At 64.6% G+C, this 18,773-nt stretch carries 19 protein-coding genes; 4 read left to right on the top strand and 15 right to left on the bottom strand.

Translation table 11 applies throughout. From position 1 onward, the window contains the following. From FNJ47_RS34110 to FNJ47_RS34120, 3 genes are all read right to left on the bottom strand, one after another. The coding region (locus FNJ47_RS34110) for a GntP family permease (protein WP_163160298.1) at window positions 1–844 on the bottom strand (844 nt) is incomplete at its 3' end. Window positions 845–848: 4 nt separating this feature from the next. Further along, window positions 849–1,895 carry a patatin-like phospholipase family protein gene (locus FNJ47_RS34115; protein WP_163160299.1) on the bottom strand — a complete coding sequence of 349 codons (1,047 nt, stop codon included), beginning with the start codon at window positions 1,893–1,895 and terminating at the stop codon, window positions 849–851. Window positions 1,896–2,446: 551 nt separating this feature from the next. Then, the gene (locus FNJ47_RS34120; protein WP_163160300.1) at window positions 2,447–2,947 is read right to left on the bottom strand and encodes a DUF1269 domain-containing protein; all 501 of its coding nucleotides are present in this window, start codon (window positions 2,945–2,947) and stop codon (window positions 2,447–2,449) included. A gap of 345 nt (window positions 2,948–3,292) precedes the next feature. Here FNJ47_RS34120 and FNJ47_RS34125 point away from each other — a divergent pair, with 345 nt between their 5' ends. Then, window positions 3,293–4,999 (top strand): Na/Pi cotransporter family protein, encoded by a 1,707-nt coding sequence (locus FNJ47_RS34125; protein WP_163160301.1) that lies wholly within the window; start codon window positions 3,293–3,295, stop codon window positions 4,997–4,999. 28 nt (window positions 5,000–5,027) lie between these two features. On the opposite strand, the gene phnE (FNJ47_RS34130) is transcribed toward FNJ47_RS34125, so the two are convergent. The 4 genes from phnE (FNJ47_RS34130) to phnC form a co-directional block, all read right to left on the bottom strand. Next, the gene (gene phnE, locus FNJ47_RS34130) at window positions 5,028–5,876 is read right to left on the bottom strand and encodes a phosphonate ABC transporter, permease protein PhnE (protein WP_163160302.1); all 849 of its coding nucleotides are present in this window, start codon (window positions 5,874–5,876) and stop codon (window positions 5,028–5,030) included. Then, window positions 5,873–6,757, bottom strand: a complete 885-nt coding sequence (gene phnE, locus FNJ47_RS34135) for a phosphonate ABC transporter, permease protein PhnE (protein ID WP_163160303.1) — start codon at window positions 6,755–6,757, stop codon at window positions 5,873–5,875. Before phnE (FNJ47_RS34135) ends, phnE (FNJ47_RS34130) begins: the two co-directional genes overlap by 4 nt. A 79-nt stretch (window positions 6,758–6,836) precedes the next feature. Next, window positions 6,837–7,769: a phosphonate ABC transporter substrate-binding protein gene (gene phnD / locus FNJ47_RS34140; protein ID WP_163160304.1), complete on the bottom strand. Its 933-nt coding sequence runs from the start codon at window positions 7,767–7,769 to the stop codon at window positions 6,837–6,839. 75 nt (window positions 7,770–7,844) lie between these two features. Next, window positions 7,845–8,660 carry a phosphonate ABC transporter ATP-binding protein gene (phnC, locus tag FNJ47_RS34145; RefSeq protein ID WP_163160305.1) on the bottom strand — a complete coding sequence of 272 codons (816 nt, stop codon included), beginning with the start codon at window positions 8,658–8,660 and terminating at the stop codon, window positions 7,845–7,847. Window positions 8,661–8,859: 199 nt separating this feature from the next. Here phnC and FNJ47_RS34150 point away from each other — a divergent pair, with 199 nt between their 5' ends. The 3 genes from FNJ47_RS34150 to FNJ47_RS34160 are packed head-to-tail and all read left to right on the top strand — an operon-like array spanning window position 8,860 to window position 11,405. Next, window positions 8,860–9,525 carry a transferase hexapeptide repeat family protein gene (locus FNJ47_RS34150; RefSeq protein ID WP_163160306.1) on the top strand — a complete coding sequence of 222 codons (666 nt, stop codon included), beginning with the start codon at window positions 8,860–8,862 and terminating at the stop codon, window positions 9,523–9,525. Then, a complete protein-coding gene (locus FNJ47_RS34155; RefSeq protein ID WP_163160307.1) occupies window positions 9,522–10,694 on the top strand; it encodes an alpha-D-ribose 1-methylphosphonate 5-triphosphate diphosphatase in 1,173 nt (390 codons plus the stop codon). The genes FNJ47_RS34150 and FNJ47_RS34155 overlap by 4 nt, the downstream gene beginning before the upstream one ends. Window positions 10,695–10,712: 18 nt before the next feature. Continuing rightward, window positions 10,713–11,405, top strand: coding sequence for a DUF1045 domain-containing protein (locus tag FNJ47_RS34160; RefSeq protein WP_163160308.1), 693 nt, complete (start codon window positions 10,713–10,715; stop codon window positions 11,403–11,405). A gap of 6 nt (window positions 11,406–11,411) precedes the next feature. On the opposite strand, the gene hemC is transcribed toward FNJ47_RS34160, so the two are convergent. From hemC to cnbZ, 8 genes are all read right to left on the bottom strand, one after another. Beyond that, window positions 11,412–12,383, bottom strand: a complete 972-nt coding sequence (hemC, locus tag FNJ47_RS34165; protein WP_163160316.1) for a hydroxymethylbilane synthase — start codon at window positions 12,381–12,383, stop codon at window positions 11,412–11,414. Between the two features lie 102 nt (window positions 12,384–12,485). Continuing rightward, a complete protein-coding gene (gene pncA, locus FNJ47_RS34170; RefSeq protein ID WP_163160309.1) occupies window positions 12,486–13,106 on the bottom strand; it encodes a bifunctional nicotinamidase/pyrazinamidase in 621 nt (206 codons plus the stop codon). Next, entirely contained in the window at window positions 13,106–13,924 is an 819-nt protein-coding gene (locus tag FNJ47_RS34175) for an aspartate dehydrogenase (RefSeq protein ID WP_163160310.1), read from the bottom strand. The genes pncA and FNJ47_RS34175 overlap by 1 nt, the downstream gene beginning before the upstream one ends. After that, the gene (locus tag FNJ47_RS34180; protein ID WP_163160311.1) at window positions 13,924–15,342 is read right to left on the bottom strand and encodes a M20/M25/M40 family metallo-hydrolase; all 1,419 of its coding nucleotides are present in this window, start codon (window positions 15,340–15,342) and stop codon (window positions 13,924–13,926) included. Before FNJ47_RS34180 ends, FNJ47_RS34175 begins: the two co-directional genes overlap by 1 nt. A 126-nt stretch (window positions 15,343–15,468) precedes the next feature. Then, window positions 15,469–15,957, bottom strand: a complete 489-nt coding sequence (locus tag FNJ47_RS34185) for a RidA family protein (protein WP_163160312.1) — start codon at window positions 15,955–15,957, stop codon at window positions 15,469–15,471. Between the two features lie 23 nt (window positions 15,958–15,980). Beyond that, window positions 15,981–16,400, bottom strand: coding sequence for a c-type cytochrome (locus FNJ47_RS34190; protein ID WP_236000248.1), 420 nt, complete (start codon window positions 16,398–16,400; stop codon window positions 15,981–15,983). Between the two features lie 2 nt (window positions 16,401–16,402). Continuing rightward, window positions 16,403–17,995: an FAD-dependent oxidoreductase gene (locus FNJ47_RS34195; RefSeq protein WP_163160314.1), complete on the bottom strand. Its 1,593-nt coding sequence runs from the start codon at window positions 17,993–17,995 to the stop codon at window positions 16,403–16,405. A 124-nt stretch (window positions 17,996–18,119) separates the two neighbouring features. After that, the coding region (cnbZ, locus tag FNJ47_RS34200) for a 2-amino-5-chloromuconate deaminase CnbZ (RefSeq protein ID WP_163160315.1) at window positions 18,120–18,773 on the bottom strand (654 nt) is incomplete at its 5' end.

An 18,773-nucleotide genomic window follows, 5' to 3' on the forward strand; every position in this document is an offset into this window, starting at 1 on the left:
AATCGACGCGCGGCAGGATCAGAAGCGACATCAGCAGGTTCACGCCCACGACCACGAGGAGCGGGATGATCGCCGTGCCGATCGGCGGCGGCACATCGCTACGCTTGCCATGGGCTATTTCGGCCGGGTCGAACTCGTGGGACGATGTGGCGCGTTCGCGAATGAATTGATCGTCAGCGACCGCTCCGGTCCCGAGTTCTGCGTCACCGCCGAAGCCTTCACCGGACTTGCGCGCCGCTCGCTCGGCGCGGCTGAGCCACCAGAGCCCGAATGCGAGCATAATCGCCGAAGCGACGATTCCCAGTCCGGGCGCTGCAAACGGAGTGGTTCCGAAGAACGGCATCGGGATCGAATTTTGAATCGCAGGCGTTCCGGGCATTGCCGACATCGTGAAGGTGGAGGTGCCGAGAGCGATAGCGGCCGGCATGAGCCGATGCGGGATGTTGGCGACGCGAAACATTTCCCGTGCCATCGGCGCCAAAACGAAAAAGGCGACGAAAAGGCTTACCCCGCCATAGGTGACGATCGCGCCTGCAAGCACGACAGCAAGGATCGCGCGATGCTGTCCGAGCTTGATGCTCATGAAATGGGCGATGGCGTGGACCGACCCGCTGTCGTCCATGAGCTTCCCGAACAGCGCACCGAGCAGAAATATCGGAAAGAACTGCGCGATGAACTGCGCAGCGCCGCTCATGAAAGTCTGCGTCCAATGGGCGAGCAAGGGCTCGCCGGCGAAAGCCGCGGCGACGATCGCGACAGCCGGCGCCAGGAGGAGCACGCTCCATCCGCGGAACGAGAGCCAGATCAGCAGGCCAAGGGCAACCAGGATTCCGACGAGGCCCATGGCGTCAAACCTGCTGCAAAAGGATATCCAAATCGATCGAAGAGCGCCTGCCGATGTTCTGGTCGTTCGCGGCAAGGAATGCCTCGGCGGCAGCGCGGCCTTCGTCGCGCAGCATGCAGAGAAAATCCCACTCGGCGTTGAGCTTCGACGACGCGCCGAGCTCGGCCAGAACCTTGCTGGCGATGAGATGAATGCGCATCTCGGCCCATTTGCGTCCCTCGGAGCTCCCGGCGTCCGCGACCTGCCGCAGCAGCGCGATCATACGCAACTCCTTGAGCAGCGTGGCGTTGAATGCAACCTCGTTCAACCGATCGAGGATCTCGCGCGCGGAGCGCGGTGTTCCGGGTCGTTCGACCGGGTTGACCGCGACGAGAAGCGTGTCGCGCGAATTGCACTCGCGCACGAGCGGCGTGATCGTCGGGTTCCCGGAGTACCCGCCATCCCAATAAGGCTCGCCATCGATCTCTATCGCACGGAACAGGGTCGGCAAGCAGGCGGAAGCGAGCAGAACGTCGGGTGTGAGCTCGGCGTTGCGAAACACACGCCCGCGGCCGGTATGAACGTTGGTCGCCGTCACGAACAAACGGATTGGGGAGCTCGCGACCAGTCGAAAATCGACCGACTCGGCGAGGACCTTTTGCAATGGGTTTGTGCCGGCGAGATTCAGATCGTACGGCGAGAACACGCGGCTCACCAGATCGAAGGCGAGATAGAAGGGCGACGTATCAAGCGTCCAGCGGCCGAGCATGACGTCCAGCGGGCTTCGCCGCATGGGGCTGAACCGCGCTGAGTCAGCGACCCGCCGCCAGAACGCGCTCAATGCAGACTTGGCACCCGCCGGGCCGTCGGTCATGAAGCCGCTCGCGAGCACGACGGCGTTCATCGCGCCGGCCGACGTGCCCGATATCGCCTCGATGCGCAACCACGACTCATCCATGAGCCGATCGAGCACCCCCCAGGTAAAAGCGCCATGCGATCCACCGCCCTGCAGCGCGAGATCGACAAGCACAGGATCGCGCGCCTGGCGGGTTTGCGGCTCCTTCAAGGACATGGCGGGCTCCGCCCGGCGTGCGAGCACGTCGCGGCCGGCGACCGAACGACAAAGAAGCCCTCAGCTCCTGCCAGGGAGCGGTTGCGGGAGTGGTTGCGGCCGCTGGATTCCCGGCCGACCAGGTCTCGGAGGCCGAGCAACCGGGTGGTGACCCGGCCGTCGCCACCCGTGCCATCCCGCCGGACCACCCCAGCCCATGCCGCGCCTCGAAGCAAAGCCACACCGATACCAGCCGCCACCGCGCCAACCCCTATTGTACCAACAATAGCGATGGCCCCTCCAGGTGAACTGGACAGTTTCCGCGAGACGAAGCTCGTCGGCGGCCTGACGCACGCCCAGCGGCGCCATAAGACCGGCTTGCGAGCGACCGCTGTTCGCCGTAATCGCCGCTGAAGCAATCCCAAGTGCGAGCCCCCATAGAAGCAATTTGCGCATGATTTTCTCCCGGCTTGGACCGCGCGGAAGGAAACCGGCTGAATGGCCGCGGAGCCGCACGGCTACAGCCGGCCTCCTTCGCGGGCGATCCCGCCCAGCTAGGCAGCCTTGGCCCGCTAGGCAGCCTTGGCCTGAGTTGCGGCTGCGAGCGTGTCGCGCAGGTGCTGCTCCTTCTTTTCATCGAGCGAGGTCGTCAGGACGATCCCTCCTGCATCCTTGATCGCATTGAGAACCTTGTCTGAGGTCATGGACTTGATCAGCAGGAACAGAACGGCATCTCCCGATTTCACCTTCGACGCTAGATCCTTCATGAACTGGTCTCTGATCCCGAAATCGGTCAGTGCACCGCTCAAAGCGCCTGCGCCGGCTCCGAGAGCCACGCCGAGAAGGGGATTCAGGAACACCATCCCCAACAGCAGTCCCCAGAAGCTGCCACTGGCGGCGCCGGTCATGGTGGTGTTCACAAGCTGATTGAGCTTTACAGCGTCCCCGGTTTTGACTGCGATCACGGCATCGCTGATCGTGATCAGATATTCGCTCTGAAGTTTTAGTATTTTTTGCCGAACTTCCTCTGCTTTGACTTCGGATGGATACACGATCGCAACGAGATCTGACATTGAACACTCCCTGATGGCTCGAAGTGCTGCCCCTATTCCGCGCGTGATGCACGGCCGAAACTTAGCACAGACCCGAAAGTCTCTTGCCGCCCAATCATGTACGCAGCTTCACAATCCCGAGATGTTTTTAGCGCTCGGTGCAATTGAGTAAGCGGCATTGTCGCATGTGTCTCGAACAGGGACTCGCCGCAAGCCTGTCTGCCGCGTTCTTCTGAGTTCGCCCCTTGCGACCAAAAGCCGTCGCTTGATCCGCCGGATGACAAATCCTCATCCCGTGCTGACTTCAAGGCGCCGCTGCTTTAGCTTGATTGGTCCAATTGTCAGTGCACCGCGAAGAGAGAACGCATGTCGACCGCGATTTCGGTCCTCGGTGGAGTTGGGCTGTTCCTGCTTGGCATGAGCGTCATGACCGCCGGCCTCAAGGGGCTCGCCGGATCTAAGTTGCGGACGGTCCTGAGCAAGGCAGCGGCGACGCCGTTATCCGGTGCGTTCTGGGGCGCGATCGTGACCTTGATCGTGCAATCGTCCAGCGCAACGACCATGACCACCATCGGTCTGGTCAGCGCGGGCGTGCTGACCTTTCCGCAAGGCCTGGGGCTCGTGTTCGGCGCGAATGTCGGAACCACGGGAACCGGCTGGCTCGTTGCGCTGATCGGCGTTCGCGTCTCCCTCACGGCTGCGGCGCTCCCGATGATTTTCGTCGGCGCATTGATCAAATTGTTGGGCGGTGGCCGTGTCTCGGCAGCGGGAGCAGCCCTTGCGGGGTTCGCGCTGGTGCTGTTCGCGCTCACAACCTTACAGCAGGGCATGGGAGGACTGGCCGAACAGTTGCACCCCGCGGACTTGCCGGCCGTGCTCGGCACCACCTGGTGGGCGGGCTTGTACGGGGTGCTGGCCCTGGCCATCGTCGGACTGGTGATGACCGCCGTGATGCAATCATCGACCGCCGCCATCGCCGTGACGCTCTCGGCATATTATGCGGGAGCCGTCGGCCTGGACCAGGCATGCGCACTGATCATTGGGCAGAACATCGGAACGGCGACCAGTTCGGCCATGGCGGCAATCGGTGCGAGCAGCACTGCCAAGCGCTTGGCCCTCGCGTATATCTTGTTCAAGCTGATCGCGGCGGCTATCGCGCTGGTGCTCTTCCCCGTGACTATTCCCCTTCTGGTGCGCGCCTCCGACAGCATTGGGGGCGTAACGCTGCTTGCCGCCTATCACACCGCTTACAACGTTGTCGGCGTCCTGGTGCTGCTGCCCGTGATCAATGGCTTTACCCGGTTCGTCGAACGTATTCTGCCCGAACGCGGCTCACCGCTGACGAGGTGCCTGGATCCAGCAGCGCTTGTGACTCCGATCGCAACCGTGGAAGCAGTGCGACGCACAGTCGCGCGCACGCTTGAAACGATGTGCGGATCGCTGGCGACAGCACTGTCGGCAGCAAATCAAGACGCCTCCGTCGCAGCGGGACGGACTACAGTGCCGGCGGCGGAAGCCGCCTCTGCCCTGCGCCAGGCGCAGGAGTTCATGTCAAAGGTGAGTGGACCGCCTGAGGCAGAGGATGAGGAACAGAAGCTCACCAGCACACTGCATGCACTCGACCACGCGTCTCGCCTGGCCGAAATCTTTGGCGAGGAAACCGAATTCGGGATGCCGCCCGGCGGCCCTCAGGACATGCGCGCGGCGGAAGTATGCGCGGAAGCCATGCGCACCGCGGCCTCGCTCGCGGCCGAAGTCGCCGTCGTGCCGGACGCGTCCGATTGCGAAGCAGAAATCAAGCTGAGAACGGCGTCGACGCGGTCGCTGAACCCCGAAAAGGAATTCGCGGCGGCCGGAACATCGACCGAGCAGACCCTCGCGCATCTGGAACACTGCACGAAAGCACTTGGCGAAGTGCGAAGACACCACCGCAAGGCAACGCTCGGCTCAGTGGCGAGTGGAGCGGTGAGCGCGGACGAAGCAATCGCTCGCGTCGATGCGGTACGGCGCCTTGAAGCGCTCGCGCATCACGCCTGGCGCTCTGCCGTGCACCTTGTCGGTCGCAGCGCATAGCGCGGGAACGCTCCGCAAGTCGCGCAGGCTACACCACCGCCCTCTGGCCGATGATGGCAAAGCGCAGCTTGCTCGAGATGAAGTCGATCGCGGCGACCGCGATCAGGATCATCAGGATCAGGAACGACACCTTCTGCCATTCCAGTACGCGGATCTGCTCGGCGAGCTGCAGGCCGATGCCGCCTGCGCCGACGATCCCGATGATGGTAGCCGAACGGGTGTTCGATTCGATGAAGTAGAGCACCTGCCCGGCGATCACAGGCAGCACCTGCGGCAACAGGCCGAAGCGGATTTCATGCAGCGCATTACCGCCGGAGGCGCGGATACCTTCGACCTGCTTGCGGTCCGCCGCCTCGATCGCCTCGGAGAACAGTTTTCCGAACGCGCCGAAGTCGGAAACCATGATCGCGAGCACGCCGGCGAACGGGCCGAGCCCGACGACGTTGATCCAGACCAGCGCCCAGATCAGCGTATCGACGCCCCGGATCGAATCCAGGAAACGGCGCACTGGAAAGCGGATCAGATTGGACGGGATGATGTTGCGCGCCGCCAGCAGGCTGACCGGGAGCGCGAACAGCGCCGCAAGCGTGGTGCCGAGCAGCGCGATCGACAGCGTCTCGCCGAGCGCCTGCATGTAGAGCGGGAACGACGAGCCCGGATTCGGCGGGATCATCATCATGGTGATCCAGCCGAGCTGGCTCATCCCGGTGATCAGCTTGGTCGGCGAGAAGTCGAGATCGACCAGGCCGTAGACGAAGATCGCGAGCGCCGCGGCGACCATGGCCGGCAGCGCCAGCCGCGCCGATGCGGGACGTTCGAACACGCCGGGGTATTTCCCGCGCAGTTCCGCGATATCCGGCCTCGGCATCTGGCTCATCGGCTGGTCTCCTTGCCGAACAGCCGGCCGCGCAGCCAGCCGGTCGAGATGTCCATGATGAAGACGGTGACGATGATGGTGACGAGGATGGCGCTGACGTCGGAATAGTAGAACTTGCGGATCGCGACCACGAGCTCCTGGCCGATGCCGCCGGCGCCGACGAAGCCCATCACCGACGCCTCACGAACGTTGATCTCGAAGCGGAGCAGCGCATAGCTGGCGTAGCCCGCCGAGACCTGCGGCAGGATCGCAAAGCGCATGCAGGACAGCCAGCTCGCGCCGGTGGAGCGGATGCCCTCGACCGGCTTCATGTCGGCATTCTCGACGATCTCGGCAAACAGCTTGCCGAGCGCGCCTGTGGTGTGGATCGCGATCGCCAGCACGCCGGCCATCGGCCCGAGGCCGAACGCGATCACGAAGATCAGCGCGAACACGATGCCGGGCACGGTACGGGCGAATTCCAGCAGGCGGCGAATGATAAAGCGCACCCAGGGTCCCGGCGAGGTGTTCTGCGCGGCGAAGAAGTTCAGCGCAAAAGCGAACACGGCGCCGGTCAGCGTGCCGACATAGCTGATCAGCAAGGTCTCGCCGAGCATCTTCAGCCATTTGTGCCAGCCCCAGAACCATTCGGCGGGATCGGTCCAGACCCGCGCGCCGGAGTCGAGCGTAAGGATGCGATCGAAATAGCTGACGAAGTTGCCGAAATAGGTGAACAGCGTGCGCAGGTTCACCTCGGCACCGAACGCGGCGAGGACCAGGACGACGCAGAACACCGCGATCGCCAGCGCGCCCCTGAGCCGCTTGCGTGCAACCGCCTTGCGGTAGGCGTCTTCCAGCGTCGCCAATTGCTGGGCCGGAAGAATGGATACGGCAGTTGCCATCGTGTTGATCAGTCGGGCTGGAGGTTGAACGGAAAGAGCCGGGTTATGAAACCCGGCTCCGCGTGTCTCCGTGGTGCGATCAGCTCGCCTTCTTGCGCAGCCGGTCGACGAACTTGATCAGCTGGATCGTGCTGTCCCAATCCTTGGTCGTGGCGGGATGGAAGCCCTTCTTCTGGCCGTCGGAGAGACGATCGAAAGCGGCCTTGTCCTTGGTCGGCGCGTCGAAGAAGGCCTTGGCGATCGCCGCCTTCAGGTTTTCCGGAAGGTCGGCGTTGTAGGCGTAGGGGCCGTTGATGATCGGCGACGACTTGTTGATGATGCGGAAGTCGTCCTTCTTCATCGCCGAGCCGTCGGCGTTCTTCAGCATGCCCTTGGTCAGCATCTGGGCGAGCGTCGAATCGTCGTCGTTGGTCCACTGATTGGCCGCCATGTCGACGGTGCCCTGCGCCAATGCCAGCACGGCGTTTTCGTGGCTGCCCGTGAATACGACCTTGCCGAAATAGCCTTCGGCATCGGGGATGCCCATCTTGTCAAGCTCGAAGCGCGGCACGTTATTGCCCGATGTCGAATTCGGATCGACCAGGCCGAGGTTCTTGCCCTTCATATCCTCGACCTTCTTGTAGGGGCTCGACGCCTTCACGTAGAACACCGAGTAGTAGCCGGTCGAACCGTCCAGGTTCATGTCGTTGGCGAAGGCGTCGGTCTTGACGCCGGTGAGGCGGGCGCGGGCGAACGACGCCGAACCATAGCTGGCGATCTGGATGTTGCCGGCGCGCTGACCTTCGATGACGGCCGCGTAGTCGTTGGCAATGCGCAGCGTGACCTTCACGCCGAGTTCCTTCGACAGATACGCCACGAAGGGCGTCCAGCGCTCGGTGACGCCGGAGGCGTTCTCGGCCGGCACCACCGCGAAGGTAAGCTCCGGATATTTGGCCTTCCAGTCCTGCGCGGACGCCGAGCCGGCGAATGCCAGCGCGGCGGCGGCGGCCAGAATGATGCGACGAGTGATCATGTTACCCCTCTTTGGTAGTTACGCCTGTTGGCCGGGCGAAATGCCCGGTTGCCCTGATTTTCGGTAATGCGACGCTCAGGCCGCGGCTGCGGTGCCGAGCGCCGGAGCTGTTGCGCCGTCGGGCGCGGGCAGTGGCGCCGCGCCGATGACGTCATTGGCCTCGAGGTCATAGAGCTCGCGGGCGATATGGTCGGTCAGCGCCGCGGGCGCGCCGTCGAACACCACGCGGCCCGCCGCCATCCCGATCAGGCGGTCGCAATAGGTGCGCGCGAGGTCGAGCGAGTGCAGGTTGCAGAGCACGGTGATGCCGAAATGCTTGTTGATGCGCAGCAGCGCATCCATCACGATCTTGGTGTTGCGCGGATCGAGCGAGGCGATCGGCTCGTCGGCGAGAATGATGTCGGGCTCCTGCACCAGCGCACGGGCAATCGCAACGCGCTGCTGCTGACCGCCCGAGAGCTGGTCGGCGCGCTGCGCCGCGAGCTGGGCAATGTCGAACTGCTCGAGCGCCGACAGCGCGAGCGCCCTGTCCTGCTCCGGCCAGACCTGCGCCAGCGAGCGCCAGGACGGGATCTGCGCGAGCCGGCCCATCAGGACGTTGGTCAGCACGTCGAGACGGCCGACCAGATTGAACTGCTGGAAGATCATCGCCGAGCGCGCCCGCCACTGCCGCAGCGCCTTGCCGCGCAGCGCGGTCACGTCGGTGCCTTCATACAGGATGCGGCCGGAGGTCGGACCGGCGAGACGGTTGATCATCCGCAGCAGCGTCGACTTGCCGGCACCGGAGCGGCCGATCACGCCGACAAAGCTGCCCGGCGCGATCGAAAAAGACGCGTTGTCGACTGCGGCTTTCGTGCCGAAACGGCACGTCAAACCTTCCACCACCAGCATGTAATGCTCCAACCGCGCCTCGTTGGGCCATCGCTACCCCCCGCGTTTTACAGTTATGTGACGGCAGCGCTGCGGTGCGTCGATCGTCCACACCCCTCCCTGCCGTCATCGCAACGTCATGATGCTGTCATCGAGCGCCCCGAAGACGAGCGCGCATCTCCCCGGAAGCCAAAGATTTACAAGATTTGCGGAGGCCATGATGGCCGGAAAAACACTCTCGGTTGTGCCGACTGTCGACCCGACTGCGTCGGTTCGCGAGAGCAAGCTCGGCAAATATACCGAGATCGGCGCGCGCACGACCCTGCTTGAAGTGAGCATGGATGACTATTCCTACGTCGTGAACGACAGCCAGATCACTTACACCTCGATCGGCAAGTTCTGCTCGATCGCGGCGATGACCCGGATCAATCCCGGCAACCACCCGATGCATCGCGCGACGCAGGCGCATTTCACCTATCGCGCCAGCGCATATTTTCCCGGAGAGAGCGACGACGCCGACTTCTTCAACTGGCGACGTGCGCATCACGTGCATATCGGCCATGACGTCTGGATCGGTCATGGCGCGATCCTGCTGCCGGGACGGAATGTCGGAACCGGCGCCGTCGTCGCCGCCGGTGCGATCGTGACCAAGGATGTCCCCGCCTACACCATCGTTGCCGGTAATCCGGCACGTCCGGTGAAGCGGCGCTTCTCCGAGACAATAGCGGATCGCCTTGCCGCGCTCGCGTGGTGGGACTGGGATCACGAAACACTTCGCCGTGTCCTGCCCGACTTTCGCAAGCTCGCAGTCGAGGAATTCCTCGACAAGTATGAGACCAAGGTCGTATCCCAATCAGAGGACAAGCAACGGAGCGCCGCATCGTGACGGACATTTTCATCGAGGGCGGACGTACGCTGGTTGACGGCGCATTGGTCGAGACCTCGCTGCGGAGCGCAGGCCGCGACATCGTCGCGCTTGATGCCGAGCCGGGTCGCGCCGCGCTCCACATCAATGCCGGCGGCCTGCTGGTGCTGCCCGGCATCATCGATCTGCACGGCGACGCGTTCGAGCGGCAGATGATGCCGCGCCCGGGCGTCGACTTCCCGACCGACGTCGCGCTTGTTGATAGCGACCGGCAGGCAATCGCCAACGGCATCACCACCGTGTTCCATGGCACGACCTGGTCGTGGGAGCCCGGCCTGCGCAGTGCGGACAATGCGCGCAAGCTGCTCGATACGATCGAGGCGCTGCGGCCGCAGCTCGCCGCCGATACACGCTTCCATCTGCGTCACGAGACCCACAATCTCGAGGCCGAGGCCGAGATCATTCAATGGCTGACCGAGGGCCGCATCGACCTGTTCGCTTTCAACGACCACAGCAACGTCAAGCCGAAGAAGCGTAACCAGCTGGCCGAACGCACCGGACTCTCGCTCGAAGCCGTCAACGACATGCTCGATCGGGTCGTGGCGCGCCGTCCCGAGGTACCCGCCTCGATCGCGCGGCTGGCTTCGGCCGCACGCGCGGCTGATATCCGCATGCTCTCGCACGACGACAACAGTCCGGCGATGCGTCAGGAGTTTCGGGCGCTGGGCGCGACGATCGCGGAATTCCCCGTCAATGAAGAGACCGCGCGCGATGCCGCAGCCGCCGGCGACTTCATCGTGTTCGGCGCGCCCAACGTGGTGCGTGGCGGCAGCCACACCGGCTGGACCAAGGCGTCCGACATGATCGCGCAGGGCCTCTGCTCGGTGCTGGCGTCGGATTACTATTATCCGGCGCAGCTGCTTGCGGCGTTCCGCCTCGCCGCCGACGGCATCCTGCCGCTTGCCAAAGCCTGGGACCTGATCTCATCGGCGCCGGCGCGCGCAGCGGGGCTCGCCGATCGCGGCGCACTCGTCGCGGGCCGCCGCGCCGATATCATCGTCGTCGACGACAAGATGCCGCTGCGCCCGCGCATCGTCGCCGTGATCGCGGCGGGACGGCTAGTGCATCTGGCCGATGCGAGCTGTCTCGTTCATTCGTTCGCGCCGCGCAAGACGGTTGCGGCAGCGTAACCCGGCTATTCTGCCCCCATGCCCAGCCCCCCGCGCTACGCGATCTATTATGCGCCGTCACCCGACAGCGCCCTGCACCGTTTCGGTTCGACGCTGCTCGGCTACGATGCCGTTGATGGCATCGACCTGCCGTTTCCCGATGGCGTTGCGCCCGACTGGCGCGAGGTGACGGAAGATCCGCGCAAATACGGCTTCCACGCCACGTTGAAGGCGCCGACCGCGCTCGCCGACGGCCGGAGCGAGGCCGAGCTTCTCGATGCCTGTGCCGCCTTCGCCGGTCGCGCGCGGCGGATTCCGGCGATCGAACCTGTCGTCGACGCCATCAGCGGCTTCATCGCCGTGATTCCAGCCCGCCGCTCGGATGATCTGCAACAGCTTGCCGCCGACTGCGTGACGGAATTCGACGCGTTCCGCGCGCCACTGACGCCGGAAGATCGCGCGCGGCGCAAGCCAGAACGGCTCACGGAGCGGCAGCGCGACTATCTCGACCGCTGGGGTTATCCTTACGTCATGGAGGAATTCCGCTTCCACATGACGCTGACGGGACGGCTGAGCAACGAGCGGCGCGGCCCGATCATGGCGCGGCTGCGCGAGCGATTCGCGGCGATCGAGCTTGCGACGCTGGCGATCGACCGCATCGCGCTGTTCAAGCAAGCCGATGGTGCGTCACGTTTCCAGATCATCGGAAGCTGGCCACTACGGGCGCAATAACAGGCGCTATTCGTCCACCCGGGTGCGCGCGATGATCTCGGCGGCGCCCTTCTCCAGCAACTCCATGCCGACGGCGCGGCCGAGTTCGCGCGGCCGGTCCGCCGGGCCGCGCCGCGTCACCTCGATGAAGCCTGAGCCGGCCTCATCCAGCACGGAGGCGCGCAGCGCCATCTCGTTTCCGGTCAGCGTGGCGTGGCCGGCGATCGGCGAATTGCAATGGCCGTTGAGCACCCAGAGCACCTCGCGCTCGGCCTCGGCGGCAAGCCGCGACGGCGCGTTGTCGATCGATGCAAGCCGCGCGCGCGTCGCCCAATCGGTCTCGACGCATTCGACCGCGACGATGCCCTGGCCGACCGCCGGCAGCATCTCGCCGACGGAGAAATCATGCGCGATGCGCGCAGTCATGCCGATGCGCTCCAGGCCGGAGCGTGCCATCACCAGCGCATCCGCCGGTCCCACCTCGCCGCCACCGGGCAGCCGCTGCTTGTCGCCACGATCGAGTTTTGCAACGCGCGTGTCGGCGGCGCCGCGATAATGGATCACGGTCGCCTCGGGAAACAGCCGACGCAGATAGGCGGCGCGGCGCACCGCGTTGGTGCCGATCATGAAGCCCTTGCCGCGAGCGGCGCGCAGCGTGTCCAACGACAAGCCCGGCCGCAGCACGAGGCTGTCATTGGCGGCATCGCGCGCCAGCATCGCGGCGAGGACGAGACCCGGCGTCTCTTCATTGCCCGGCACATCCTTCAGCGAATGCATCGCGGCCTGCAAGGTGCCCGCGCGCATGGCCTCGCGGATCTCGGCGACGAAGGCACCGCCCTTGCCGCCATGGCGCAACAGCTTGCTGGTCTGGTCCTGGTCGCCGCGGGTCTCGAACTTGACGATGTCCACGGCAAGGTCCGGTGCCGAGGCACGCAGCAGCCGCGCGACCTCGTCCGTCTGCGCGAGCGCCATCGCGCTCTTGCGCGTCCCTATCCGCAAAACCTGTCCCGACACGAAAGCTCCGCTGCGTGGTCATCAACGGCTGGGGATTAGAACAAAAGGCCAGTTAAAACAATGGTTTTTGCCCCGAATTGGCGACGCTCAGGCGACATCCTCAACAAGCGCCACACCGGCCTCGCGCATTGCGGCGGTGGCCGCGGCGAGCGAGCCGCCGAGGTCGATGGCGCGGCAGCCCGACAGCACGACCGTAGTCTCGAAGCCGAGCCGCCGCGCATCGAGTGCCGAATATTGCACGCAGAAATCCGTCGCCAGCCCCGCCATCACGACGCGCTTGAGGCCGCGCTCGCGCAGATAGCCGGCGAGCCCGGTCGGCGTCTTGCGGTCGTTCTCGAAGAACGCCGAATAGGAATCGATCGCGCCGCGGAATCCCTTGCGGATCACGAGCTCGGCCCGATCGGTTGCGAGGTCGGGATGAAACGCGGCACCGGCTGTACCCTGGATGCAGTGATCCGGCCACAGCGTCTGCGGCCCATAGGGCATGGTGATCGAGGAGAACGCCGCCGTGCCGGGATGCGAGGTCGCAAACGAGCTGTGGCCCGCCGGGTGCCAGTCCTGGGTCAGCACGACATGGTCGAACCGCGCGGCGAGCCGGTTGACGACAGGCACGACGGCGTCGCCGTCAGCGACCGCCAGCGCGCCGCCGGGGCAGAAATCACTCTGCACGTCGATGATCAGCAGGAGATCGTCGGGCGCGATCTTCATCACGTCCCGATCCGCAATGACGCACGCAGCTTGCGCAGGCAGGCGATCACCGACAGCGCGGTGATGCGGCCGGTCTTGGGATTTTCTGACGGGATGTTCTCGATCATCATCGAGAACCGCGCGGAATCGGAATCGACCTCGATCCGGTGGGTGTTGCGCGTTACCGTCGGGTCCGCCCAGATCTCGACCCTGGTGCGATCGGGGCCGATGCCGGCGAGCGACAGCGCCACCGCGACGTTGAGATTGGCGGGAAAGCCCTTGGCGGCGTCGCGCGCGCTACCCTCGAAGATGCGCAGCGGTTCGGTGATGTCATCGATCCGGATGTTGTTCTCGACCAGATGCGGCGCGCCGAGGAGACCCGCGACCGGCTTGCGCGTGACGAGCTTTGCCGAATGAATGGTCCCGATCGCCGCCGCGGTCACCGCGTCGAGCCCGATCAGCGCGCCGGTCGGCACGATGATCTGGCCGCCATGGGCTCGCGCGATGTCGACCAAGTCCTCGTTCTGCAACAGCGCGCCGACGCTGAGCACCACGGCGGTCTTGCCGCGCGCGACCACCGGCGCCACGATCGAGCGCACCACCTTGCTCGGCGCGCACTCGACCACGATGTCGGCGACGTCGGCGAGCTGTTCGATCGGCACCAGCTGCGGCGCAGACTTGAGCCCAGCAACCCAGCCGCGGTGCTTGTCCGGGCTGTTCGCCGACACCGCAACCAGCGTCAGGCCCTCGATGCCCTGGTCGAGCGCCTTGACGACGTCGGTGCCGATTGCGCCGAGGCCGGCAACCGCGACCCGTGTCTTTGTCTTGCTGTCAGCCATCACTTCCCGCCGGCGAGCATCTTGACCAGGCGATAGAGGTAGTCCTGACCTTCGTAGAACGATTTGACGAGCACGCGTTCGTCCTTGCCATGGTTCCGGTTGTCGTCGACATCGGCACCGAGCCCGGAATGACCGTAGGTCGGGATTCCGGCATTGCGCAGATAGCTGCCGTCGGTCGCGCCGGTGCTCATGACCGGGACGATCGCCGCATCCGGCCAGAACTCCTTCGACAGCTTCTCGATCGAACCCATGATCTCCTCGTTTAGCGGTGACGGCGGGCTCAGCACCGCCTTGCCGGTCGGGGTCACCTCGATCTGCTTGTCGGCGAGCACGCGCTCGATCGTTGCCTGGACATCGTCGACCGGCTCGCCGGGCAGGATCCGGCAGTTCACCTTGGCGGTCGCCAGCTGCGGCAATGCGTTGATGGCATGGCCGCCCTCCAGCATGGTCGCGACGCAAGTGGTGCGGAGCTGAGCGTTGTAGCCAGGGCTCTCCGACAATCGCGCCAGCGCCGCCGGGTCAGGCTTCGGCGCCAGAATTGCCCTGATGTCATCGGCGTGCGACTTGTCGACCTCCGCGGTCTTCGTGAAATAGATCCGCGTGGTCTCGTTGAGATTCATCGGAAAGCTATAGTTGGAGAGCCGCACGAGGCCTTCGGCGAGCCGGTAGATCGCATTGTCCTTGCGCGGCAGCGATGAGTGGCCGCCGCTATCCTTCACCGTGAGCTGATAGCCGACCGAGACCTTCTCGCTGGTCTGCACGCTGTTGCGGATCGCCTTGCCGTTCTTCAGGCCGACGCCGCCGCCTTCGTTGAGCGCGAACTCGGCATCGATCAGGTCGCGGTGGTTCTTGATCAGCCACTGCATGCCAAGACCGTTGGAATCGAGGATTTCCTCGTCGGTCTCGAGCGCCACGATGATGTCGCGGTCGGGCGTGTAGCCCTCCTTCTTGTAGCGGATCAGGTTGGTGACGAAGGAGGCCGCCATGTATTTGTCGTCGCTCGAGCCGCGGCCGTAGAAATAGCCGTCTTGCTCGGTGAGCTTGAACGGATCGACCGTCCAGTCCTCGCGGAGGGCGGGAACGACGTCGATATGGGCGACCAGCAGGATCGGCTTGCGCGCGCCGGAGCCGTGCAGCCGCGCCACCAGATTGCCCTTGTGCGGCGCCGGCGAAAACACGTGCACGTCGGCCTCGGGGAAGCCCGCAGCGCGGAGCCGCGCGCCCATCGCTTCCGCCGCTTTCTGGGTATCACCGGTCGCGGTGGTCGTGTTGATCTCGACCAGCTCCTGGTAGATGCCGCGGGCAAATTGCTGCTGCTCGGTCAGCCCCTCCGCCGCGGCGGCGGTTGCCACCAGCATTGCACCGAGCGCCGCCGCGCACTGCAACGATCGGACCATGTCTCCAGCCTTGTGCGACATCGTGCTCTCCCAGAATTCCACGTCTCGGGAGCGAATTCAGACAGGCGACGCGCGCTTTGGCAAGACGGTGAGCCCTTCAATTTCCGCGCGCATGCTCCGCAGTTTCGCGCACGCTATTTGGAGTCCTTATTTCGTATCCTTGACCGCGATCACCTCGATCTCGACCAGGAAGCCCGGATTGGCCAGTGCCGCGACACCGAGCACCGACCGCGCCGGCAGGTTCGGCTGGCTGCCCCCGAAGAACTGGGTGTAGCCCTCCATGAAGGCCTTGAAGTCCATCGGCGCAGACGCGTTGTGCACCAGGAACACCTGCATCTTGACGACGTCGCCCATGCCGAGCCCCTGACCTTCCAAAATGGCCTTGATGCGGTTGAGCACGCCGACGGTCTGGGTCTTGGTGTCGCCATAGGCCTGCGGGCTCGATGGATCGGCATCCTTGTTGACGACCGGCGGCACCTGGCCGCTGATATAGACCGTCGTGGCGTTGCCGGTGACGGTCACGGCCTGCGCGATCGGGAAGGTCGAGTTGGGAATCGGATGCCTGACCACGTCAGCCGAGGCAGCGGTCGCCATCGCCGACAGTGCGGCGCCCAGCGCGATACCGATGAACTTCATTCAAACTCTCCCCGGGTAAATTGTTAGCGGCGGGCGTCCTGAACATCCTTGGTCGTCACCGCATCCTGATAGGCGTTGCCGAAGTGCGTCCGCAAATAATTCACAACGGCAGCGACCTGACCATCGGTCATCATGTCGCCGAACGCCGGCATGCCGCGGCGGCCGTTGACGACAAGGAAGATCGGATAGCTGCCGGATTCGAGATTCTTGTTGCCGGCGAGCGACGGATAGGTGCCGGCGCCGCTCGCCCCCGTCGCGTCCGGCATGTGGCAGCCCTGGCAGACGTTGGCGAACAGCTCCTCGCCGGTCATTTCCACGAAGCGGTAGCCCGAAGAGAAGGTGCGCTTGCTCGCCCCGCTGTCCTGCCCGACGGCCGCGCCGGCTGACAGCAGCGACGACGTGACAAGCGTCACCGTGACGATCGCCGATATGCTGGTCCGCATCATCACGTCTTCACCACGCGTTCATGCAATCGGGTAATGGCGTCGAGCGCAGACAGGATGGCGCCCTCCTGCCAGGCCGGCAGCTGCGACGCGTGCTCGCCCGCGAGCGCGATACGGCCGTCGATCTGGCAGAGATTGCGGTAGTGCTGGGCCCGGCCGGCCTCGGTCCATTCGCCGGCGCAGCCGAGCGTGAACGGCACGCGATGCCAGGCCACCGCGACGCCGTTCTCGAATTCGCTTTTGTATTGCGGGTGGATCGCGGCGCCGAACTCGACCGCGCTGGCGACCCGCTCGGCCGGCGTCATCGCGGTGAACTCGAAGGAATTGGCGCCCTCATACAAATAAGCACCGAGCAGGACGCCGCGGCCGCCGCGGTTGAAGCCATAGTTCGGGTAGCCGATATTCCGGATCGGCAGGTCGGTGTAGCTGATGCCGCCATAGATCGCCTCGTCCTCCTCCCAGAACCGCCGCTTGAACTGCAGCCCGATTTTCACCGAGGCGGCATAGGGCAAGGACTCGATCGCATTTTTCATCGGCGCGCTGACATCGACCTGGAGCTGGCTCAGGATCGACAGCGGAATGGTGCAGATGCACCAGTCGGCGGTCGCCTGCTGCACCGCGGATGGGCTGGTCGTATCGACATAGCTCACGGTGACGCCGGAGCCGTTCTGCTGGATCTGCGTCACCTTGGCGTTATAGCGGATGAGATCGCCGACCTCGCGCGCGAACGCCTTGCCGATCATGTCCATGCCGCCGACCGGCTGGAACATGGTCATCTGGAAATCGTAGCGCGCATAGGACTGCAAATAGCGCCACATCCGCGACCGCAACAGCTCCTGCAGCGAGATCGGGTCGCTGGGCAGCGGATCGCCCATCAAGCCGCCGCCGGGATCGCGGGCATAACCACGGAACTCGGCGGACCCGAGATTGGCATTGTACTTGTAGTCGCGATCCAGCGCGCCCCAGTCGCGCAACGCTTGCAGCAGGATCTCCTGATCTTCCTTGGTGACGAGCTCGTCGAGCTTGCCCTGTTGGCTGACTTTCCCGAGCAGCTCCGACACCTGGCCCTGGAAATCCGCCTTGATGCTGCGGAAGCGCTGCGGCTTGCCACCGAATGCACGCGTCGCGTGCAGATAGGCATTGTGGTTGAGCTGAATGAAGGGTTCCAGCGTCACATTGAGCCGGCGGCAATAATCGAGCAGCGCGCGGTGATGATAGGGAATCCGCCACGGGCCGGGATTGAGGTAGAGCCCCTGCTCGAACTGGCAGGTCTGCTTGAAGCCGCCGAGCTCGGTAAAACTGTCACCGCCCCGGATCGACCAGTTGCGACCGCCGGGGCGGTTGTTGAATTCGAGGATCTGGACCTTGTAACCGGCCTTGCGCAGCTCCAGCGCCGCGGTCATGCCTGCAAGCCCGGCGCCGAGAATCAGCACCGACGCGCCCTTCACATCGCCCGCGAGCTTGAGCGGCCCCTTGTAGGCGGACTCGGACGCGAAGCCGAGGCTCGTCATCGCCTGATACATCGCCGAACTGCCGGCGATGGTCCCGATCAGCGCCAGCAAATCCCGCCGCCTGATCACAGATTCGTTCTGCACCCGCGTTCACCCAGCCACTGACGTCGATGACGAAGGGAAACGGTTGACGCGATCCGTGTCAAGAAAGGGCACACGCTTCCACGTGCACCCACACGCGCTTTTGATGCGTGGCGCGACCGATGCATCACACCACACGCTCGAGATGCACGCGCCGGCAATCCATTTCAAAATCGAGCCCGACCACCGGCGGCCGGTCGAAATGCCAGGTCAGGCCGCTGCGAAGCACGCCACGGCGACCGAATTCGCCTTCGAGCACCGGATAGGCATCGTGCACGGTGTAGAGCTGCACCGCGGTAGTGTCCCGCCAGGAACCGCTGAACGCGCTCATCCGGCGTTCCATCTCGCCAAGGACGAATTTCGCCTTCGCCAGGATGCCGGCCGGACTGGTGTCACCGAGCGCGACAGTATGGTCGCGATAATTGGCCTTGCCTTCGACCGATTCGCCGCTGCCGGCCACGACAAAGCTCGTCGGAGCGTCCTTCGCCGCCGGCACCGTGTAGCAGAAGGCGTGGAAACTCGGCTCGCCTGGCGGATCGAGTTTCGGACAGACGTTGCTGCGCGCCACCGGATTGACGCCGTCGCGCATCACGCCCCAGGCAACCAACGTCTTGACGTAGATCTCGTTGAAGGCCTTGAACCCATCTTCGGTGAACGGTGCCGGCGAGCGCAGTTCGCAGGCCCCGAATGCCGTCAGCGGGCGGCCGGCGTCGCGGATGATATCGGCAATCCGTTCAAAACCCGCGCTCAAGGGTACCGATTCAGAGAACCTGACCCGCTC

It is taken from the genome of Bradyrhizobium uaiense, assembly GCF_010811875.1.
GTDB lineage: Bacteria > Pseudomonadota > Alphaproteobacteria > Rhizobiales > Xanthobacteraceae > Bradyrhizobium > Bradyrhizobium uaiense.

Excerpts from the sequence above, each read along its gene's own strand:
- FNJ47_RS34115 (WP_163160299.1), bottom strand. The coding sequence starts at position 1,895 with ATGTCCTTGAAGGAGCCGCAAACCCGCCAGGCGCGCGATCCTGTGCTT.
- FNJ47_RS34120 (WP_163160300.1), bottom strand. The coding sequence starts at position 2,947 with ATGTCAGATCTCGTTGCGATCGTGTATCCATCCGAAGTCAAAGCAGAG.
- FNJ47_RS34125 (WP_163160301.1), top strand. The coding sequence starts at position 3,293 with ATGTCGACCGCGATTTCGGTCCTCGGTGGAGTTGGGCTGTTCCTGCTT.
- phnE (WP_163160302.1), bottom strand. The coding sequence starts at position 5,876 with ATGAGCCAGATGCCGAGGCCGGATATCGCGGAACTGCGCGGGAAATAC.
- phnE (WP_163160303.1), bottom strand. The coding sequence starts at position 6,757 with ATGGCAACTGCCGTATCCATTCTTCCGGCCCAGCAATTGGCGACGCTG.
- phnD (WP_163160304.1), bottom strand. The coding sequence starts at position 7,769 with ATGATCACTCGTCGCATCATTCTGGCCGCCGCCGCCGCGCTGGCATTC.
- phnC (WP_163160305.1), bottom strand. The coding sequence starts at position 8,660 with ATGCTGGTGGTGGAAGGTTTGACGTGCCGTTTCGGCACGAAAGCCGCA.
- FNJ47_RS34150 (WP_163160306.1), top strand. The coding sequence starts at position 8,860 with ATGGCCGGAAAAACACTCTCGGTTGTGCCGACTGTCGACCCGACTGCG.
- FNJ47_RS34160 (WP_163160308.1), top strand. The coding sequence starts at position 10,713 with ATGCCCAGCCCCCCGCGCTACGCGATCTATTATGCGCCGTCACCCGAC.
- pncA (WP_163160309.1), bottom strand. The coding sequence starts at position 13,106 with ATGAAGATCGCGCCCGACGATCTCCTGCTGATCATCGACGTGCAGAGT.
- FNJ47_RS34175 (WP_163160310.1), bottom strand. The coding sequence starts at position 13,924 with ATGGCTGACAGCAAGACAAAGACACGGGTCGCGGTTGCCGGCCTCGGC.
- FNJ47_RS34180 (WP_163160311.1), bottom strand. The coding sequence starts at position 15,342 with ATGTCGCACAAGGCTGGAGACATGGTCCGATCGTTGCAGTGCGCGGCG.
- FNJ47_RS34185 (WP_163160312.1), bottom strand. The coding sequence starts at position 15,957 with ATGAAGTTCATCGGTATCGCGCTGGGCGCCGCACTGTCGGCGATGGCG.
- FNJ47_RS34190 (WP_236000248.1), bottom strand. The coding sequence starts at position 16,400 with ATGCGGACCAGCATATCGGCGATCGTCACGGTGACGCTTGTCACGTCG.